Annotated in this window: 18 protein-coding genes, 2 rRNA genes and 1 riboswitch (1 of these 21 only partly in view); of the genes, 2 read left to right on the top strand and 18 right to left on the bottom strand. The window is 49.5% G+C overall.

All coding sequences use genetic code 11. The annotated features are described in order from the left end of the window. Position 1: 1 nt before the first annotated feature. The 6 genes from yabG to ET464_RS14825 all read right to left on the bottom strand — a co-directional run bounded on the left by yabG (position 2) and on the right by ET464_RS14825 (position 6664). Positions 2 to 904 (bottom strand): sporulation peptidase YabG, encoded by a 903-nt coding sequence (gene yabG / locus ET464_RS14800; RefSeq protein ID WP_129442149.1) that lies wholly within the window; start codon positions 902 to 904, stop codon positions 2 to 4. 282 nt (positions 905 to 1186) lie between these two features. Beyond that, positions 1187 to 2086: a 16S rRNA (adenine(1518)-N(6)/adenine(1519)-N(6))-dimethyltransferase RsmA gene (gene rsmA / locus ET464_RS14805; protein ID WP_129442151.1), complete on the bottom strand. Its 900-nt coding sequence runs from the start codon at positions 2084 to 2086 to the stop codon at positions 1187 to 1189. Positions 2087 to 2089: 3 nt separating this feature from the next. After that, on the bottom strand, positions 2090 to 2674 hold the full coding sequence (rnmV, locus tag ET464_RS14810) for a ribonuclease M5 (RefSeq protein WP_129442153.1): 585 nt from the start codon (positions 2672 to 2674) through the stop codon (positions 2090 to 2092). A 120-nt stretch (positions 2675 to 2794) separates the two neighbouring features. After that, positions 2795 to 3925 carry a resuscitation-promoting factor gene (locus ET464_RS14815; protein WP_129442155.1) on the bottom strand — a complete coding sequence of 377 codons (1131 nt, stop codon included), beginning with the start codon at positions 3923 to 3925 and terminating at the stop codon, positions 2795 to 2797. A 223-nt stretch (positions 3926 to 4148) separates the two neighbouring features. Further along, a riboswitch (cyclic di-AMP (ydaO/yuaA leader) is annotated at positions 4149 to 4355 on the bottom strand. 183 nt (positions 4356 to 4538) lie between these two features. After that, positions 4539 to 5306: a TatD family hydrolase gene (locus tag ET464_RS14820; RefSeq protein ID WP_129442157.1), complete on the bottom strand. Its 768-nt coding sequence runs from the start codon at positions 5304 to 5306 to the stop codon at positions 4539 to 4541. Positions 5307 to 5368: 62 nt separating this feature from the next. Beyond that, positions 5369 to 6664 (bottom strand): HD domain-containing protein, encoded by a 1296-nt coding sequence (locus tag ET464_RS14825; RefSeq protein WP_129442159.1) that lies wholly within the window; start codon positions 6662 to 6664, stop codon positions 5369 to 5371. Positions 6665 to 6934: 270 nt separating this feature from the next. On the opposite strand from ET464_RS14825, the gene ET464_RS14830 reads away from it, so the two are divergent. Next, entirely contained in the window at positions 6935 to 7189 is a 255-nt protein-coding gene (locus tag ET464_RS14830; RefSeq protein WP_129442161.1) for an AbrB/MazE/SpoVT family DNA-binding domain-containing protein, read from the top strand. A 112-nt stretch (positions 7190 to 7301) separates the two neighbouring features. On the opposite strand, the gene rsmI is transcribed toward ET464_RS14830, so the two are convergent. From rsmI to ET464_RS14880, 10 genes are all read right to left on the bottom strand, one after another. Next, positions 7302 to 8186: a 16S rRNA (cytidine(1402)-2'-O)-methyltransferase gene (gene rsmI / locus ET464_RS14835; RefSeq protein ID WP_129442163.1), complete on the bottom strand. Its 885-nt coding sequence runs from the start codon at positions 8184 to 8186 to the stop codon at positions 7302 to 7304. 20 nt (positions 8187 to 8206) lie between these two features. Further along, positions 8207 to 8893, bottom strand: coding sequence for a tRNA1(Val) (adenine(37)-N6)-methyltransferase (locus ET464_RS14840; RefSeq protein ID WP_129444434.1), 687 nt, complete (start codon positions 8891 to 8893; stop codon positions 8207 to 8209). Between the two features lie 128 nt (positions 8894 to 9021). After that, complete coding sequence (locus ET464_RS14845; protein ID WP_129442166.1) at positions 9022 to 9441, bottom strand: initiation-control protein YabA; 420 nt, start codon at positions 9439 to 9441, stop codon at positions 9022 to 9024. 59 nt (positions 9442 to 9500) lie between these two features. Beyond that, positions 9501 to 10304 (bottom strand): PSP1 domain-containing protein, encoded by an 804-nt coding sequence (locus tag ET464_RS14850; RefSeq protein WP_129442168.1) that lies wholly within the window; start codon positions 10302 to 10304, stop codon positions 9501 to 9503. Between the two features lie 4 nt (positions 10305 to 10308). Beyond that, complete coding sequence (gene holB / locus ET464_RS14855) at positions 10309 to 11289, bottom strand: DNA polymerase III subunit delta' (protein WP_129442170.1); 981 nt, start codon at positions 11287 to 11289, stop codon at positions 10309 to 10311. 15 nt (positions 11290 to 11304) lie between these two features. Then, a complete protein-coding gene (locus ET464_RS14860; protein ID WP_129442172.1) occupies positions 11305 to 11748 on the bottom strand; it encodes a YaaR family protein in 444 nt (147 codons plus the stop codon). Positions 11749 to 11764: 16 nt separating this feature from the next. Further along, positions 11765 to 12094: a cyclic di-AMP receptor DarA gene (locus ET464_RS14865; RefSeq protein WP_129442174.1), complete on the bottom strand. Its 330-nt coding sequence runs from the start codon at positions 12092 to 12094 to the stop codon at positions 11765 to 11767. 69 nt (positions 12095 to 12163) lie between these two features. Then, entirely contained in the window at positions 12164 to 12841 is a 678-nt protein-coding gene (gene tmk / locus ET464_RS14870) for a dTMP kinase (RefSeq protein ID WP_129442176.1), read from the bottom strand. Positions 12842 to 13052: 211 nt separating this feature from the next. Further along, positions 13053 to 14618 (bottom strand): aminotransferase class I/II-fold pyridoxal phosphate-dependent enzyme, encoded by a 1566-nt coding sequence (locus ET464_RS14875; protein WP_129442178.1) that lies wholly within the window; start codon positions 14616 to 14618, stop codon positions 13053 to 13055. Between the two features lie 77 nt (positions 14619 to 14695). Next, positions 14696 to 14887 carry a sigma factor G inhibitor Gin gene (locus ET464_RS14880; protein ID WP_129442180.1) on the bottom strand — a complete coding sequence of 64 codons (192 nt, stop codon included), beginning with the start codon at positions 14885 to 14887 and terminating at the stop codon, positions 14696 to 14698. A 237-nt stretch (positions 14888 to 15124) separates the two neighbouring features. Here ET464_RS14880 and ET464_RS14885 point away from each other — a divergent pair, with 237 nt between their 5' ends. After that, positions 15125 to 15655 (top strand): transposase, encoded by a 531-nt coding sequence (locus tag ET464_RS14885; protein ID WP_129442182.1) that lies wholly within the window; start codon positions 15125 to 15127, stop codon positions 15653 to 15655. A 217-nt stretch (positions 15656 to 15872) separates the two neighbouring features. Here ET464_RS14885 and rrf read toward each other — a convergent pair. Beyond that, positions 15873 to 15989, bottom strand: a 5S ribosomal RNA gene (rrf, locus tag ET464_RS14890). A gap of 82 nt (positions 15990 to 16071) precedes the next feature. Further along, a 23S ribosomal RNA gene (locus tag ET464_RS14895) occupies positions 16072 to 16846 on the bottom strand; it runs 2162 nt beyond the window's last position.

Below are 16846 nucleotides of genomic sequence, written 5' to 3' on the forward strand. Positions count from 1 at the left end.
GTCAGCCTGCGCCCGTCTCCGTGGCTGTTGTGCCGCTAATAATTTGCGGCCGCGGCATGCCAATCCGGTATTTCCCCATCGTCTCGATGCCGCCTACGCCGTCGATACCGCTGATTGTGCCGTGAATGACATCCGACAGATTGATCGGGTCACGAATAGACGTATAACTTGCTTTAATCGCAATGTAGACCGGATCCAGCGCATGTATAAGAATGCGCGCCGGGGAGCTGGCGAAATTCGAGCCGCTTTGGAGCAGCGCTTCAAAATGCGACTGGCAGGCGCCTGCAATGACAATTAGGCCGTCGCGGTTTTTTTCATACTCTCTGGCTATGCGGACCGCATTGACGAAGTTTTGCGAATTTTTGTAGCTGCTCAAGCTGTACAAATCCGGACCGGTGCGGTTTTTCAGCACACCGTCATGCCCGGTAATGACCACGATGTCCGGCTGAAGCTCCGGCAGCATACGGTATAACAGGTCCGCCATTTGCGATTCGTGGGCATGAATGCCGTGGGCCGGCACCCGCATAGCGGTATACAGCTGCATGCTTTTGCGCAAGTAATTGTTATCCCCGTCCAAATGCAGCACTTTGCCGGGCACCTCGAAAAAAGCCTGGCTGGCAGCCGAAGCCGTCAAACGGTCAGCCGCACCGTTCGGAGCGTTTATGCTGTCACGCTCTTTTTGCTTGCGGATGCGGTTCATGCTGTCATTCATTTTAATACGGACTTGCTGTGCCGCTACGGTTGCTTCCGGGTTATTTACAACCGACAAATCGGCGACAGGCGCGTCGGCGAGTAGACGATAATCTGTACCTTTCAGTATGGCCATGTCCGAACGAAATTCTGCAACGCGGAATAAAACGTCGCCTCCGTATGATTTGCGGACAACCAGGTCTCCCAAATTCATAGGTTAATCACCTCTACGCCTATCGTATGGGCAATAAGAAGGATTGGTGCGCGCAACTTCATTTCCGTTTTTTGCAGGCAGCCTGCAGACGCGGAGGACGCAGTTACAGCGAGCTGGCGATATAAAAAACCCGGATTCCATGCCAACAAGGGCTGAAAACCGGGTTTTCCCGTGCCATGATGATGTTCCATAACGTCTCCAAGCAGGAGCGGTCCCCTTCGCCAAAAAGGGAACAGCCGCCTTAACCGGCGGCTTAATAAGTATACAGCTTGTTATAGGCCGTTAGGCCCAACCCTGCTCCAGCATAGCGCGGCTGATTCGCGCGAATTCCTCCATCGACAGCGTCTCGCCGCGCCGGGTCGGGTCGATGCCGCAGCCTTCCAGCAGCTTCAGCACCGCCTCGCGGCGCTCCTTGCCGGCGAATGCCGTCAAGTTGTTCGCCAGCGTCTTGCGCCGCTGAGCGAAGCTTGCGCCCACAACGCGGAAAAAATGTCCCTCGTCGGTGATGTCGACCGGCGGCTTGTCGCGCAGCGACAGCTTGATCACTGCCGAATCGACGTTTGGCTGCGGAATAAACACCGTGTGCGGCACGGTGCAGACGAGCTTCGGCTCGCAATAATATTGGACCGCGACGCTCAGGCTGCCGTATTCTTTGCCGCCCGGCTTCGCCGCCATCCGCTCGGCTACTTCTTTTTGGATCATGACGACAATATGCTCCAGCGGCAGCCGCTCTTCCAGCAGCTTCATCAGAATCGGCGTCGTGACGTAATAAGGCAGGTTGGCGACCACGCTCACCCCGGTCATGCCCTCGTATTTTTCCTGCAGCAGCTTGGCCAGATCCAGCTTCAGCACATCGCCGTGTACAACTTCTACATGCTTTTCTTCGGCCAGCACATCACGCAATATCGGAATGAGCCGGTTGTCAATTTCAATAGCCGTTACTTTGCCGGCAGCTTCGGCAAGCTGACCGGTCAGCGCGCCGATGCCCGGCCCGATTTCCAGAGCGCCTTTCGTTTTGTCCAGCTCCGCCGCTTCTACAATTTTATTTAAAATATTTTGATCGATCAGGAAGTTCTGTCCTAAACTTTTCTTGAACGAGAACCCGTATTTCGCGATAATTTCTTTCGTCCGCCTGGGCGTGCCGACATCGGCCGCTCCCATGCCTCCTCGAGCGTTACTCATCTTTTAATCCCCTTTCCTTGCAGCTCCGCCGGCAGGACCGCCTGCAGGTTCCACTTCCATAGCTTGATATGCTTTCAGAAATTCTTCTTTCGTAATATGAAAGCTGATGCACCGTTTATAAAACGTTTTGCCGTTCGCATAACCGATTCCTAACAGCTTGCCCATCTTCAGCCTCCGTTCAGCCGCATCGGGATGGACAATCAGGCCGGCATCAATCAAATCGTCCCATGTGATCTCGCCTTCGATTGCCCCGGCTGCTTCTGTGCGCACGTTGGCAAGCGCTTCGCGAATGGACTCCGGCGACGCGTTCTCGATGCCGATGTCGCCTTTGTATTCCGCTTTCTCCTGCGGCAAAAAGGCATGTTTGCATCCTTGAACATGCTGCGCAACGATTTTTCGGATGCGCTCCCCGGCATGGTCCGGGTCGGTAAATATAATAACGCCTCTGCGCTCCTGTGCCAGCTTGATCCGGCGCAATACGTCCGGGCCGACCGCAGAGCCGTTTGTTTCAATCGTATCGGCATCAACCGCCCGCTTAATGGCAGCTGTATCGTCCTTGCCCTCCACGACAATAATTTCTTTAATCAAACGATCCATCCTTTCCGTTCGGGCAATACAAAAAGAAGAGGCATAACCTCTTCTTAGCATGGCTTAATTAAATTATAATTACATGATGATTGCAACAAAAAGAGTACGCCAGCCGTCTCATTAACTAGCAGGCGGTTTATTCGGGCCAAGGACGTAGACCGTGTAGCCTTTTTTCCTGCCGAATTTTTTTGCGTAGGAAGAGCTGTTGAAATAAACGTCAATTTTGTTGCCGTTTACGGCGCTGCCGGTATCTTCCGCCCGGCGGAAACCGATGCCCTCGATATAAACCCACCAGCCAAGCGGTATAACATCCGGATCGACCGCAATGGTGCGCCCTTCCGTCACCTTGGTGCCCGAGGCGGTAATGCCAAACGAAGGGTGGCCTTCTTCTTTGCCGGTCGAAGCCGCGTCAGCGGTATAGGCCGTTAACGTTACATTTTTCAGCACCTTTTTCGGATTAAACGTAAGGCCGCCTTTTGTAACCGAAGCTGCTGCAAGTGTCGTCACTTTAGGCGCCGCTTTTTTGGTGCCGATAGCGACAAGCTGATTTACGGCATTTTTTTGAACAACCTGGTCGATTATTTTCTTCGACACAAGCTGCCCGTCTTCGTATTGCTTCTCTACCTGCTCCACAATAATGCCTTGCTGGCCGGTGCGAACAAGCTTCTCCTTCCCTTTTTCCAGGGTGGGATCTTCTTGCTTCACAATGTTGAACGGCAGCGACTTCTCCGTCTTGGTGATATGAGTATCCACCCGGACGATCGTAATTTGGGTATCTCCCGTCAACTGGGCTTCCAGAGCCGGTGTCACTTTGTCCGCATCCCGGACGTTAATATTTAAATCATCAATCGCACCCGCAACTGTTTTGTCCGTTGTGTACACCGTTGATAATTTGCCGTCAGCCTTTACCGTTACTTTCACCGCATGATTAATGACAATACGGTCTCCGTCCCTCAGCTTCGCATCAAGCGGAGCGGAAACTTCATCATGCGGACCAACCGTGATAGCTTGTTCATCCAGCAGCTTCTGCAGTACCCCCTGCTTCGTCTCCACAAGGGTTTCTTTGCCGTTCACAACCAGAGATACGTTCTTATCACTTGTTCCGTACAACAACATCAAAAACATGAAAGTCATAGCGATTGAGATTATTGCACTCAATAAAATTAAACGAAGGTGGTCATGCTTCCATCGCCATGCGAAAGACATGCTGGATGATCGTTGCCCATGGGTGTCCTTTACTTCTGCGCCCATTTCTTCGGTCCTCCTTCATAGCCCCGCCGCTAGTGTTACGCATGATTCTTAGCGCGACTATAAAATATTGGCGTGCATTGGCACGCGAATCCAGTAAATCGTTGTTACTTGCCTCTTGCCGGACGCCTTTATGTAAAAAACAAAAAATAAAAAGAAGCCTTCGACAGAGGATCTGTTTCGTGGCTTCCCATAAAGGGCTGCATAGGAAAAAGTAACACGAGTTGATCGCTCTCTATATACGCTTACGAGGTTAGCTGTCGGGTTTGGGCGAGAGAGCTGCCCGATTCACTGCCGGCCGCTCATGGCGACCTTGGCGAAATTCACCCCAAGAAGAATTCAAATGCTCTTAAGCAGCAGGCTGCCATACATGCCCGTCGCTTATTCGCCTGGTTCCCCCGCTCTCCATCCGGAGATTAAGCGTTACTGGAAATCCGATACAATCTTATAAAGCTCTGAAATGAATCATACCTTCATCCAGTGCTCATTGTAAAGATTAGATAAAAGTCGCTATAAGCGATTTATTTGAATATTTCAGGAAAATATGAGCGATTGATCTCACAAAAAACAGTTTTTTCGCTCTATTTCACACGATATCTCTATTTTTTAACGATTCTCATAATAGACCAAAACATTTTCTTCCATTTTCAGCTGTAATTCGGCTGATTTCCCCGACGGATTTGCCCGTAATTTCCGCCGCAGCCTCTGCGACCAGAGCCACGTAAGCGGACTCATTCCGCTTCCCTCGATAAGGATGAGGCGCCAAATATGGGCAGTCGGTTTCGATCAATAAACGGTCAAGCGGCACCTTCGCAAGCACCTCTTTTGGCACCCTCGCATTTTTAAAAGTGACCGGTCCGCCAAACGAAATATAGAAATTCATGTCCAAGCATAATTTGGCCGTTTCCCAGCTTCCGGAAAAGCAGTGCATAATGCCGCCGACTTCGGAGGCGTTCTCTTCCTTCAAAATTTTGACGATATCCTCATGGGCATCCCGGTTATGAATGATGATGGGTTTGCCTACTTTTTTGGCTAAGCGGATTTGTTCGCGGAACACATGATGCTGAACTTCTTTAGGCGAAGTGTCCCAGTGGTAATCAAGCCCGATTTCCCCGATTGCAACCACTTTCGGATGGCTCGCCAGCTGCTCGATCCACTCCAGGTCGCCGGGTTTCATATCAATGGAATCAACCGGATGCCACCCTACCGCCGCATAAATAAAATCATGCTGTTCCGCTAATGCGATAGTCGTCGGGATCGTCTCCCGGTTAAAGCCGATATTAACGATCAGCCCTACTCCCGCTTCACGCGCGCGGGCAATGACCTCATCGCGATCTCCGTCGAAATTGGGCGAATCCAAATGCGCATGTGTGTCGAATAACATGTTAGCCGACCCTCCTGTTTTTCTTCCTATATATGGTTAGTTTTCCTTAATAGTCGTAAAGCTTATAGCTTAAATAACTGGCGAATAGACCCCGTAAGCGATGATTTGGCCGCCAGCAGCGGTTCTTCCGGATAATACAGGCGATACTCGCCTTGGTGCAGCCCTGTGATCGAGCGGACAATGTCCGATTTTTGCGAAATTTCGCTTATTCTATCTTCGTTATCCAGCAGCAAAATCGGTGTTTTTTCTTCCTTTTCGCCTTTTTTCGCATCTGGCCGGTAAACATCATAAGGCTGGTCATATGGAAAATCAATTTCCATATGATACTCCGGCGAAAGGCCGATTTTAACCCATTGCTGTTCAATTTCATTCAGCAGCGTTTCGCTTGGGTTATCAATCGTAATATATTTGTACAATTTGCGATTCAAAAACCGGCTGCACAGGTCGGCCAGCAGCCCGTCCCGCTCCTCCGACCATTCGCTGAACGCGGTCTGCACCAGCGATTCGTCCAGCTTCAAATAATGAGGCACGTTGATCGTGCCGTCGAGAAGGCTTTTAAGCGGTGCCGGCATATAGGCAAACGAATAGTTTTCTTCATATAATTGTTTCGCCCGGCGGAAGATTTGCCGCAAAATAATTTCCGAGCTGCGGGTCACCGGATGGAAATAAATTTGCCAGTACATTTGGTACCGCGACATTAAATAATGCTCAACGGCATGCATGCCGCTTTCTTTTACTACAATTCTCCCTTTGTAGGGCCGCAATACGCGCAGTATCCGCTCCAGGTCAAACGTGCCGTAATGTACGCCGGTATAATAAGCGTCGCGCAGCAAGTAGTCCATCCGGTCCGCATCCATCTGGCTGGAAACGAGGCTGACGACGATCGGCTTCGGGTATTTCCTTCGAATGACTTGCGCCACTTGATCGGGAAAATCATCTCCTGCCTCTCGCAGCACCCGGTTTACTTCCGTATCCCCCAATATAATGTTGCAGGTCCACTGCTCATGATGGGTTTCAAATACCTGCTCCAGCGAATGGGAAAATGGTCCGTGTCCGATATCATGCAGCAGCGCAGCGCAAAGCGAAACCAGCTTTTCCTCTTGGGGCCAGTCGGAATAACCGTGCCGTTCGAACTGGGAAATAATTTTGCGGGTCATTTCATATACGCCAAGAGAATGGGAGAATCGGCTGTGCTCCGCGCCATGGAACGTCAAATAGGAGGTGCCGAGCTGGCGGATCCGTCTCAGCCGTTGAAATTCTTTGGTGTTCACCAAATTCCAAATTATCTCATCTTGTACATAAACATAGTTGTGCACCGGATCTTTAAATACTTTTTCCTCGTTTAGTTTTTTATGCAACTTCATTCCCCCTTTGTTCAAATTTTCGACACAACCATTTATTTCTTGTCGAAAATTGTCGCTATTTTGTTTCCAAATTGTCGAAGCTGATGTATTCTATAGTAAGTTTAAAAGATCCCTACTATATAGTTAAAAATGATGTATATCTCCAGTAATAGACGATATCTTCGATTGACTTATATGGTAATGGTTGGTATTATACTTACTATAAAAAGAAAAACTATGTCGAATAGTGACGAAATACTTTTTTTTGAGAGGGGAACTACTGTAATGATGAAATCTACTGGTATTGTTCGTAAAGTCGATGAGCTTGGCCGTGTCGTTATTCCAATCGAATTGCGCCGTACGCTGGGCATTGGCGAAAAAGACGCGCTTGAAATTTATGTAGACGGCGAACGCATTATGCTGAAAAAATATGAGCCAGCATGTATCTTCTGCGGCAACGCGGAGAACGTATCCTACTTCAAAGGCAAAATTGTTTGCCATATTTGTCTTTCTGAAATGCCTACGCCTGTTGCAAAATAAAAAAATAGGTTATAATAGAATCACCTAATACTTATTAATTCTAACCTTTTTAATACTCCTTATTTGCCTTCCTGCGCTAAACCCGGCCCAGGAAGGCCCTTTTTTTTATTTGCTACCGATTGACCTCGTTATAGACATCTCTTTTTGATAAGCCGCGGTCTGCCGCTACTTTTTTTATAGCTTCTTTCCTATCGCAGGTGGCTTCATAATAACGTACATGCTGCTCCAAATCAAGCAATGACCACCATACTGGCATGTCCGAAGCTGCTTCGTCCAGCCCGCCGTTTAAATTCCCTTCTACAATGAGACAATACTCGCCTAATGGCGGATGTTCGTTAATCCATTCGAGGCACTCGGATATTGTTCCCCTTGCCGCTTCCTCATGGCGTTTCGTTAATTCCCGCACCATGGCCATCCGGCGGTCGCCCCACACTTCGAACATCGCTTCCAATGTTTTGCGCAGCCGATGCGGCGATTCATACATCATCAATGTTCCTTCTGTGCGGCCATTCGCTTCCAGCCATTGCTGCAGCGACTTTTTATCGCGCGGCGGGAATCCGGTAAATGTAAAGCGGTCGGTCGGAAGCCCGGATATGATTAATGCCGACAAAGCCGCATTGGCGCCTGGGATCGGAACGACCGGAATATGATGAGCAGCTGCTTCCGCCGCCAAATCGGCACCCGGATCCGATATAGCCGGCAGCCCGGCATCGCTGACCAGCGCAATCGACTGGCCTTCCTGCAGCAGCCGGATCAGCTCCGGACCGCTCGACTGCTTGTTATGCTCATGATAACTGACCAGCCGGGTCGCAATTTCAAAATGTGTAAGCAGCTTTCTCGTTTGTCTCGTATCCTCCGCTGCGATCAAATCCGCTTCCTTCAGCGTGCGGATGGCACGGAAAGTCATATCCTCCAAATTGCCGATAGGCGTGCCGACCAAATAAAGAGTTCCCGTGCTTGCGCCTGGATCAAAGCTTTTCTGGATATGAACGCCCATTGTTACCCGCTCCCCTTTTGTTATTCATATACAACAACCGACGGAAGCACTTTAAGCTCCGGCTTTCCGTCTCGTATCGCTTCTATTAAGACCATATTGGCCTCTTTATCTTTTTTCGGGTGTATGAACTGTATCCGCTTTGGTTCAAGGCGCCATTTGCGCATCGTTTCGACAATGTCGATAAACCGCGACGGGCGGTGGACCATGCTGACTTTTCCTCCGGTCCGCACGGCACGGGAACAAGCTTCTATAACATCTTCCAGCGTACAGTGAACTTCATGCCTTGCTATCGAGTAATGTTCATTATCGTTATGATCGCCGGAATCGGCCGCCATATAAGGCGGATTTACGGTAACCGCATCATATTGGCCATTTATCCGTTTGCTGAACTGGCGAAGGTCTTCCTCTATAATCGTAACCCGGTGTTCCAATCCGTTCATTTGAACACTCCGCCTTGCCATATCCGCCAGCCGCGGCTGAATTTCGACACCGTCAATGGTTGCCTCGGTTCTTGTCGTAAGCAGAAGCGGAATAACGCCGTTGCCTGTACAAAGATCAAGCAGCTTTCCTTTTTTCGGAATGGTGGCAAACCGGGCAAGCAACACCGCATCCAGCGAAAAACTGAACACTTCCCGGCTTTGTATAATATGAAGGCCGGTATCGGTCATAAGATCGTCGATCCGCTCGCCCTGCTCAAGCTTTATCATTTCATCCAATACTGCTGCTCCTCTCCTCCATCTATTTCCTTGTTCACACACAAAGATACCGCCCTTTGCGGCAAGGACGGTATCTTGATCCTATATGATCCGCCTGTTCAGGCGGCATTTCCTCCAGCTTATTTGCTTAAGAAGGACAAACAAAACAAACAATCGCCTTCTGTGCGCAAATGACCGTAGTAAACATTGCAAATATGAAAACCTTCATTGTAAAGCCGCGCCAGGTTATCGTACCCTTCGCCGACTTGATTCTCGCCGGGCTCGGAATGATGGTGATCGTGTAACGCTTCCTCCTCACCCGCCTCCGGAATAACATGGGCCGGCTTGTCTGCTTTGGAAACGGCCGCCGCTGTCAGCTCACGTCCCGGCGCCGTTTCTTTTTTTAATATTTTGCGAAGCTGACTGTTCTCCAAGCTAAGCATTTTATTTTCTTCCAGCAGCTCTTTCATACGCTGCCTCAATACGCTTAATTCCGCTTGAATATGGCCCATCCGGTGATCCAGCTCATCAATTTGAGTAAAGATATCTTTGTTCTCCAAGTTCCCACCCCAGAGCTTTCGAACATATATTCACTTGCCTAAAGCAAGCCTCAAGATGTTTATTTGACAACCACATCTTCAAGCGGCATCTCCTTTGGCTTACCCGGAATGTCGAACAAGCTGACAAACACGGATTTGCCATTTGCATTGATGCCGGTAACTTTGCCTTCGCCAAGCGATGTCACTACGATTTTGCCAACAGACGGCATTTCCTCACGGGCGCTTTCATAGTTGTCATGCTCGAATTTCAAGCAGCACATCAGCCTGCCGCATAAACCGGAAATTTTCGTCGGGTTAAGCGACAAATTCTGATCCTTCGCCATTTTGATGGATACCGGTTCAAAATCGCCAAGCCATGACGAACAGCACAGGACTCGTCCGCATGGTCCGATGCCGCCCAGCATTTTCGCTTCATCCCGAACCCCGATCTGACGGAGTTCAATCCGGGTGCGAAAGACACTGGCCAAATCTTTAACAAGCTCCCGAAAGTCTACACGGCCTTCGGCAGTGAAATAAAAAATAATTTTATTGCGGTCAAATGTAAACTCAACGTCCACGAGCTTCATGCGCAGCTGATGATCTCTTATCTTGTCCAAGCATATGCCAAAAGCATTCTTGGCTGCTGCCCGGTTCTCGCTTACCATCGACGCATCCGCCTCATTGGCGACACGAATGACCTTTTTTAACGGGAGAACTACATCCGATTCACCAACCTGCTTCTGACCAACCACAACCTTGCCATACTCTATACCCCGGGCCGTTTCGACAATGACATGCTGATCCTTGTCTATTTGATGCAGGTCCGGGTCGAAATAGTAGATTTTCCCCGCTTTTTTAAAGCGGACGCCCACGACGTTATACAAGGAATTAGCCCTCCTGTAGGTTAACCAAAAGTTGCTCGAACGCAAGTTGGGCCGGAACGTTGGCACGTATCCGCTTGCCTGCTTCAAACGTATATTCAATGCATGTGACCCAACCCGCATATGAGCGGTCAAAAGCATGCTTACTTATCCAATCCAACTGATCTATATAAACCATTCTATCTTGTCTTCCAGCCTGATACTGGATCATATCTTTAAACCATAAGACAAGCAGTGAAAGAAGCAGCTGGGGGTTGTCGCCCAGTCCGTTCTTAAACAATTTCTGCTGTGCGGTTATCATTGCTGCAGTGAAACGGGTAATACTCTCCTTGCCTAATTGTATCATTACATTTCTGATTTCTGCAAACTGATTCTGCTGGAGAATTTCTCTTGCGCCGTCAAGACCGGAAGATAGCTGGACAGCTGTCCGCGCAAGCAGCGGCGGCGCCTCTTCTGCGAGCAGCGCCTCCAGCAGCGAATCAGGAGAGACCGGCAAAAAAGGGACGGGCTGCGTTCTTGAGCGGATGGTCGGCAGCACAGCTTGTCCGTTATCCGTAATAAGGATGGCCGTCACTTCAGCCGCCGGCTCCTCCAAAAATTTAAGCAAGCTGTTCGCAGCCTGAACCGTCATGGTTTCTGCCCGCTCTATAATATAAACCTTCCGGCCTCCGTTGTTGCCCCGGTATACAAACTCCTGCTGAAGCTCGCGAATTTGCTCGATTTTAATCGATTGTCCGCTAGGCGCAAGCTGAATAAGGTCCGGCTGATTGCCATGTTCAAATTTGCGGCACTCCAGGCAATGCCCGCAGGCGTCATCGCCGCCCGAGGTGCAAAATAATGCTTTGGCAAAAGCTAAAGCCATCTGTTTTCTTCCTGTGCCTGCAGGACCGTGAAATAAGTAAGCATGCGACACTTTGCCGCTCCGCAGTGCATGCTGCAGCAGCTTTTTGGCTTTCCACTGACCGGCAACTTGTTCCATACTTAACATGTATGCTAATCCTTCCTAATACAAATAATTGATAAGCAAGCCGCGAATTTCACCGATTTTGCTCAGCAGCTCCAGCCGGCCTTCTTCGCTTGCCAGCAGCTCTTCTGCCATAGAAACCAACGTCTCGTCGATTTCATCAAGCAGTTTATATTTTTTGGTGCGGCCTCTGCGGTCAAATCCGCGCATTTCCTTTATACCGATGCCCTTGCGGGCTGTATATTCCAAGAACTGCTTCACCATATGGCGGTAAAGCTTCAATTCGCGCACAGTCATGCTGCGGGATAACCGCTCGCCTTGATTATGAATGTCCTGCAGCTTCTGCTGCAGCTCCTCCTGGGAACGCTGGGCGTCCTGCTGGATGAGCGTATCAGAGAAGCTGCGCATTTGAACCGGTCTTCCGGCCGTATCGCCGGTCGTACGATTTTGTCCAACCGGCCGAATATTAGGGTCAATTTTCATCTGATGTCACAACCATTCAGAAATGTTCGAAACGTTCAACCGGAAGCACGAATACAGCAGCTCCGCCGACTTGAACCTCAACCGGGAATGGAATGTAGGAATCCGTCGAACCGCCGATTGGCGAAACAGGCGTTACGAGCTGGTCACGCACCTTGCAGCTTGTGCGGATGACATGCAGCACTTCATGCACGCGCTCGTCCTCAATGCCAATCATGAAGGTTGTATTGCCTGCGCGGAGAAATCCCCCTGTGCTGGCAAGCTTGGTAGCGCGGAACCCCTCTTGGACAAGCGCATTCGACAAACGGTTGCTGTCCTTATCTTGTATAACCGCAATGACTAATTTCATCTTCATTCCTCCTGACTACTTTTAGTATGGGCATATGGGCTCTTGTACCGATCATAAAGCACGGCACATTTAGCCCTCATTATCTTTTTTGACAGACATGATGTCATTTCCTGCACAGCGCTCATCAATTATTGATAGAATTTCATAAAAAACTGCATCTTCCGGCCGATTTGCGTCAATTTTTACGATTCTATCCGGAAAATCCGCCGTTAGCTTCAAATAGCCTTCCCTTACGCGCTCATGAAATGAATTTGCTTCAAGATCCAGACGATTCACTTCCCGGTCATCCTGCTCCGACGCTTTCCGCACCCGCGCGAGACCAACCTCCGGAGGAATGTCCATATAAAGCGTTAAGCTGGGCATCATCTCACCGATTGCAAACCGGTTAATAGACCAGATCTGTTCCACATCCAAACCGCGTGCGTAACCTTGGTAAGCAATGCTGCTGTCTACAAAACGGTCGCATATGACCATATACCCTTGCTGAAGCGCCGGCAATACTTTCTCCACCAAATGCTGGCGCCTTGAGGCTGCATACAGCAAAGCTTCCGTCTTGCTGTCCATCGCCGTATTTTGTTTATCCAGGATGACAGCGCGGATCTGCTCTGCAATCGGGATGCCCCCCGGCTCGCGGGTGATCATCATTTTGCGTCCTCTTTCCTGCATTGTATGCGCAAGCCTATCAATCAGTGTCGTTTTGCCGGCGCCTTCTCCGCCTTCTATTGTAATGAAAATTCCTTTATCCAATGCTGTTATGCCCCTGACCGTCAGGCGAAACCCGATTGAAGCCGAAACTGGCTGTCAATTTCATCCATTTTCTAATAATTCCTCGAATAGTTCCTTGAAAAATCCCTCGAAAAAATGGCGGATCCCGCGTGCTTTTTTGTTCTTATTTTAACAAATAGAGACAAGAATATATACTTTTATTCCTTTTCTTCGTTTGTACGCCGGACTAGGATTACCGCTTGTAGACACGAATCGTGTTCATGGACGGATCTGATGCACCCTGGAATTTTGCGCCGTATTGCGCGAGCCGTTGTATAGCGGCTATCCCGTGCGAGGTGAGCGGCTCTCCCGGATAAACAAGCGGAATGCCGGGCGGATAAGGCGTAATCATCTCAGCGGCAAGCCGCTGCTCGGCCTCTTCAATAGGTACCGTTTCATAGGTCAAATGGCGCAGTTCTCTTCCGAATTGAACTGGCGCAGACACCCCTCTATAGCTATCCGAATGCTCTTGTACCTGTCCATTTAGCCGCCATGAGCCATCCTTCCTATCTGCTTTCAGATCGATCCCGTCGTCATTTGCCGAGAGCAGCCGATCAATATCGGCGCAAGCTGCCGCAAGCCTGTCCACATCGGCTTCTCCGACTTGCAGTCCGAATAGGAGCAGCACTTGGCGCGGGTCAGCCATTTCGACCCAGCATCCTTTTCGCTCCAGCTCTGCTTGAAGCTGATACCCGTTTAACTGACCGGAACGATCCGTTAAGCAAATGCGCAAAGGATCTATTTGCATAGCCGGTAATGGCGCAAACGAAACAATTCGAAGGACCTGACATGTTTGTTCGATCCGCTGCCGGAACATCTCCGCGCTCCGAATGCTTGCTTCAAACAGCTTGTTCCCCCGTTCTTCAACTATTGCGCGGGAAATATCAAGAGAAGCCATAATAGGAAAAGAAGGGCTCGAGCTTTGAATCATTGCCAGCGCTTCCTTAAGCCGCTCACGCTGCAGCAAACTGCCCTTTACATGAAGCCAGGCGCCCATCGTTAACGCGTGAAGCGTCTTGTGCGCCGATTGGACAACGCCGTCTGCTCCCTCTTGAATAGCGGAAGAAGGAAGCTCAGGGTGAAACCCATAATGCGCGCCGTGCGCCTCGTCCACCAGAAGCGGCACCGACTTCCGGTGCGCAGCGTCTGCATATGCGCGCAAATGTACCCCCATACCGTAGTAATTCGGATTGGATAATAAAACCGCCTTTGCTTCCGGATACTGTTCGAGCGCATATTCAATATTTTGCACAGACGGGACTGTCGGAATCCCTGTAAGCTCATCTATTTCCGGCGACACAAACACCGCTTTTGCACCGGCCAAAGTAAGACCGTTAATAACCGATTTATGAACATTGCGCTGAACGATCATAAGCTCGCCAGGCTCGCACACGGAGAGCAGCATAGCCAGATTGCCTGATGTACTGCCGCCCACAAGAAAAAAAGTTTCATCCGAACCGTAACATCTGGCAGCAAGCTGCTGCGCTTCCAGAATAGAGGTCTCAGGATGATGCAAATCATCCGTAGCCGTTAATTCGGTTGTATCCAGCTGCATAAGAGGTAAAAACCAATCTGCGGCCAAACTTTCCACAGATCGCGCAGCAAGCTCCTCTTTGCGTCCATTATAATCGGACTCACTCCATAATGGTTGAGCCAGCGAATGGCCGTAACGATGGCCCGGCACATGAAAGCTCGCTGGCTTGCTTTGCGCATGGGCAATTAAAGCCTCAAACAGCGGGGCTCTTATTTTTTGTATCATATCTCGGAAACCCTTTCCTGCTCACTTTCCCTTCATTGTATCAAAAAAAAGCCGCTCTCTTGAATGAAGATAGCGGCTTAAGCATTTTTTTCAATAAATATTTGCTTCATTTGATGAATGAAATAAGAATATTTCGCGTCCCGGACATCGGTTTCAACCATTTCGGCTTCACAATCTCCGCATATAAATTCGGACACAATAACTATTCCTTGATCTGCTTCTTTTGTTTTACCGCATATAATGCAGTCCAAATGGCGTTGTTCGCCCATACAGATCACCGCCTCCCCAATCTGGCTATACCATTATTATGGTACAAAGTCTATCGTTTTATACTTGTTTCATAGCGCTTTTCAAATATTTTTATATCTTATGCAGTATCAGCCCAATTGGTGCGCCGATGCCCGATTGATTTTATCGAATCAGATACTCATTGAAACAAACCCGCCTTCCGATATAGTTACAAGAACTATACCTCACATTTATGGAGAAAGGGAACACGCTAAACGATGCGCCAATCATTATCCGAGCAACAGCAGGTTACCATATACCAATACCGCCTTATCCGCAGGAAAACGATCCGTCCCGAGCTTGTACAGAGCCATGTATTTATAGCCGCCCTTTTTTTAGGATGCCTGGTTATTGTCTATCATTTAAATGGTTTGTTTGCTTGGCTCTTTGGTTTTGTCCTAGTACAGCTGCTCCATATGGTCATTTTGTTATTAACTTTTATTCGGGTTGAAGAAGCTGTAGAAAGACGCTGGCAATGGAGAATAACACCTCCCTGGTTTGGCATTGGGCCAGCTAACGATATTTCACTTCGATTGTTCCGCAGAGTACACCGTACAATGTTATGGATTGGGTTATGCCTAATCGCTTTATTGTACCCTTGGGCTAACGAACCGCTAATGATTAGCTGCATTTGCTGGCATCTGTGGCTGCTCATTCCGCGCTCGCTTATTTCCATCAGCTTCCGCAAAGAAAGCAAAGACGGCGTATTGCGCCTGCATACATCTGAAGCGTCCTATTACCATCGCTAATAGCTGAAATTTTCTTTTACCATCGCTATTGTTGAGTTGTCCTCATAAGCAAATGACATGTAAAAGCATACATAGTTACTTTCAAAAGAAACAACTGCCGCCTCTTTCGAAGTGCGGCAGCTATTTCCTTTTCAACCAGCACCGTTTTCCTCTTGCAAATTAAAAAAAGATAAAACAAAACAAAAAACCTGCCACAAGACTGTGACAGGTTCTTCGTGCTTGGCGACGTCCTACTCTCCCAGGACCCTGCGGTCCAAGTACCATCGGCGCTGGAGGGCTTAACGGTCGTGTTCGGTATGGGAACGCGTGGTTCCCCTCCGCCATCGCCACCAAACGTGGTTTACAGCGTAAACCTTCAAGGTTTTGCGCCTTGAAAACTGGATGCGAAAGGTGATGCAATGTACTTTAGCTTGATTTAGGATAAGCCCTCGACCGATTAGTATTCGTCAGCTGCACGCATTGCTGCGCTTCCACCCCGAACCTATCCACCTCGTCGTCTACAAGGGGTCTTACATACTGGGAAATCTCATCTTGAGGGGGCTTCACGCTTAGATGCTTTCAGCGCTTATCCCGTCCGTACATAGCTACCCAGCGGTGCTCCTGGCGGAACAACTGGTACACCAGCGGTACGTCCATCCCGGTCCTCTCGTACTAAGGACAGCTCCTCTCAAATTTCCTACGCCCACGACAGATAGGGACCGAACTGTCTCACGACGTTCTGAACCCAGCTCGCGTACCGCTTTAATGGGCGAACAGCCCAACCCTTGGGACCTACTTCAGCCCCAGGATGCGATGAGCCGACATCGAGGTGCCAAACCTCCCCGTCGATGTGGACTCTTGGGGGAGATAAGCCTGTTATCCCCAGGGTAGCTTTTATCCGTTGAGCGATGGCCCTTCCATGCGGTACCACCGGATCACTAAGCCCGACTTTCGTCCCTGCTCGACTTGTTGGTCTCGCAGTCAAGCTCCCTTATGCCTTTGCACTCTCCGAATGATTTCCAACCATTCTGAGGGAACCTTTGGGCGCCTCCGTTACTTTTTAGGAGGCGACCGCCCCAGTCAAACTGCCCGCCTGACACGGTCCCCCTACCGGATTCACGGTAGCGGGTTAGAACTCCGATACGATCAGGGTGGTATCCCAACGTCGCCTCCACACAAGCTGGCGCTCATGCTTCCCAGGCTCCCACCTAT

It is taken from the genome of Paenibacillus protaetiae (assembly GCF_004135365.1).
GTDB classification, from domain to species: domain Bacteria; phylum Bacillota; class Bacilli; order Paenibacillales; family Paenibacillaceae; genus Paenibacillus_AP; species Paenibacillus_AP protaetiae.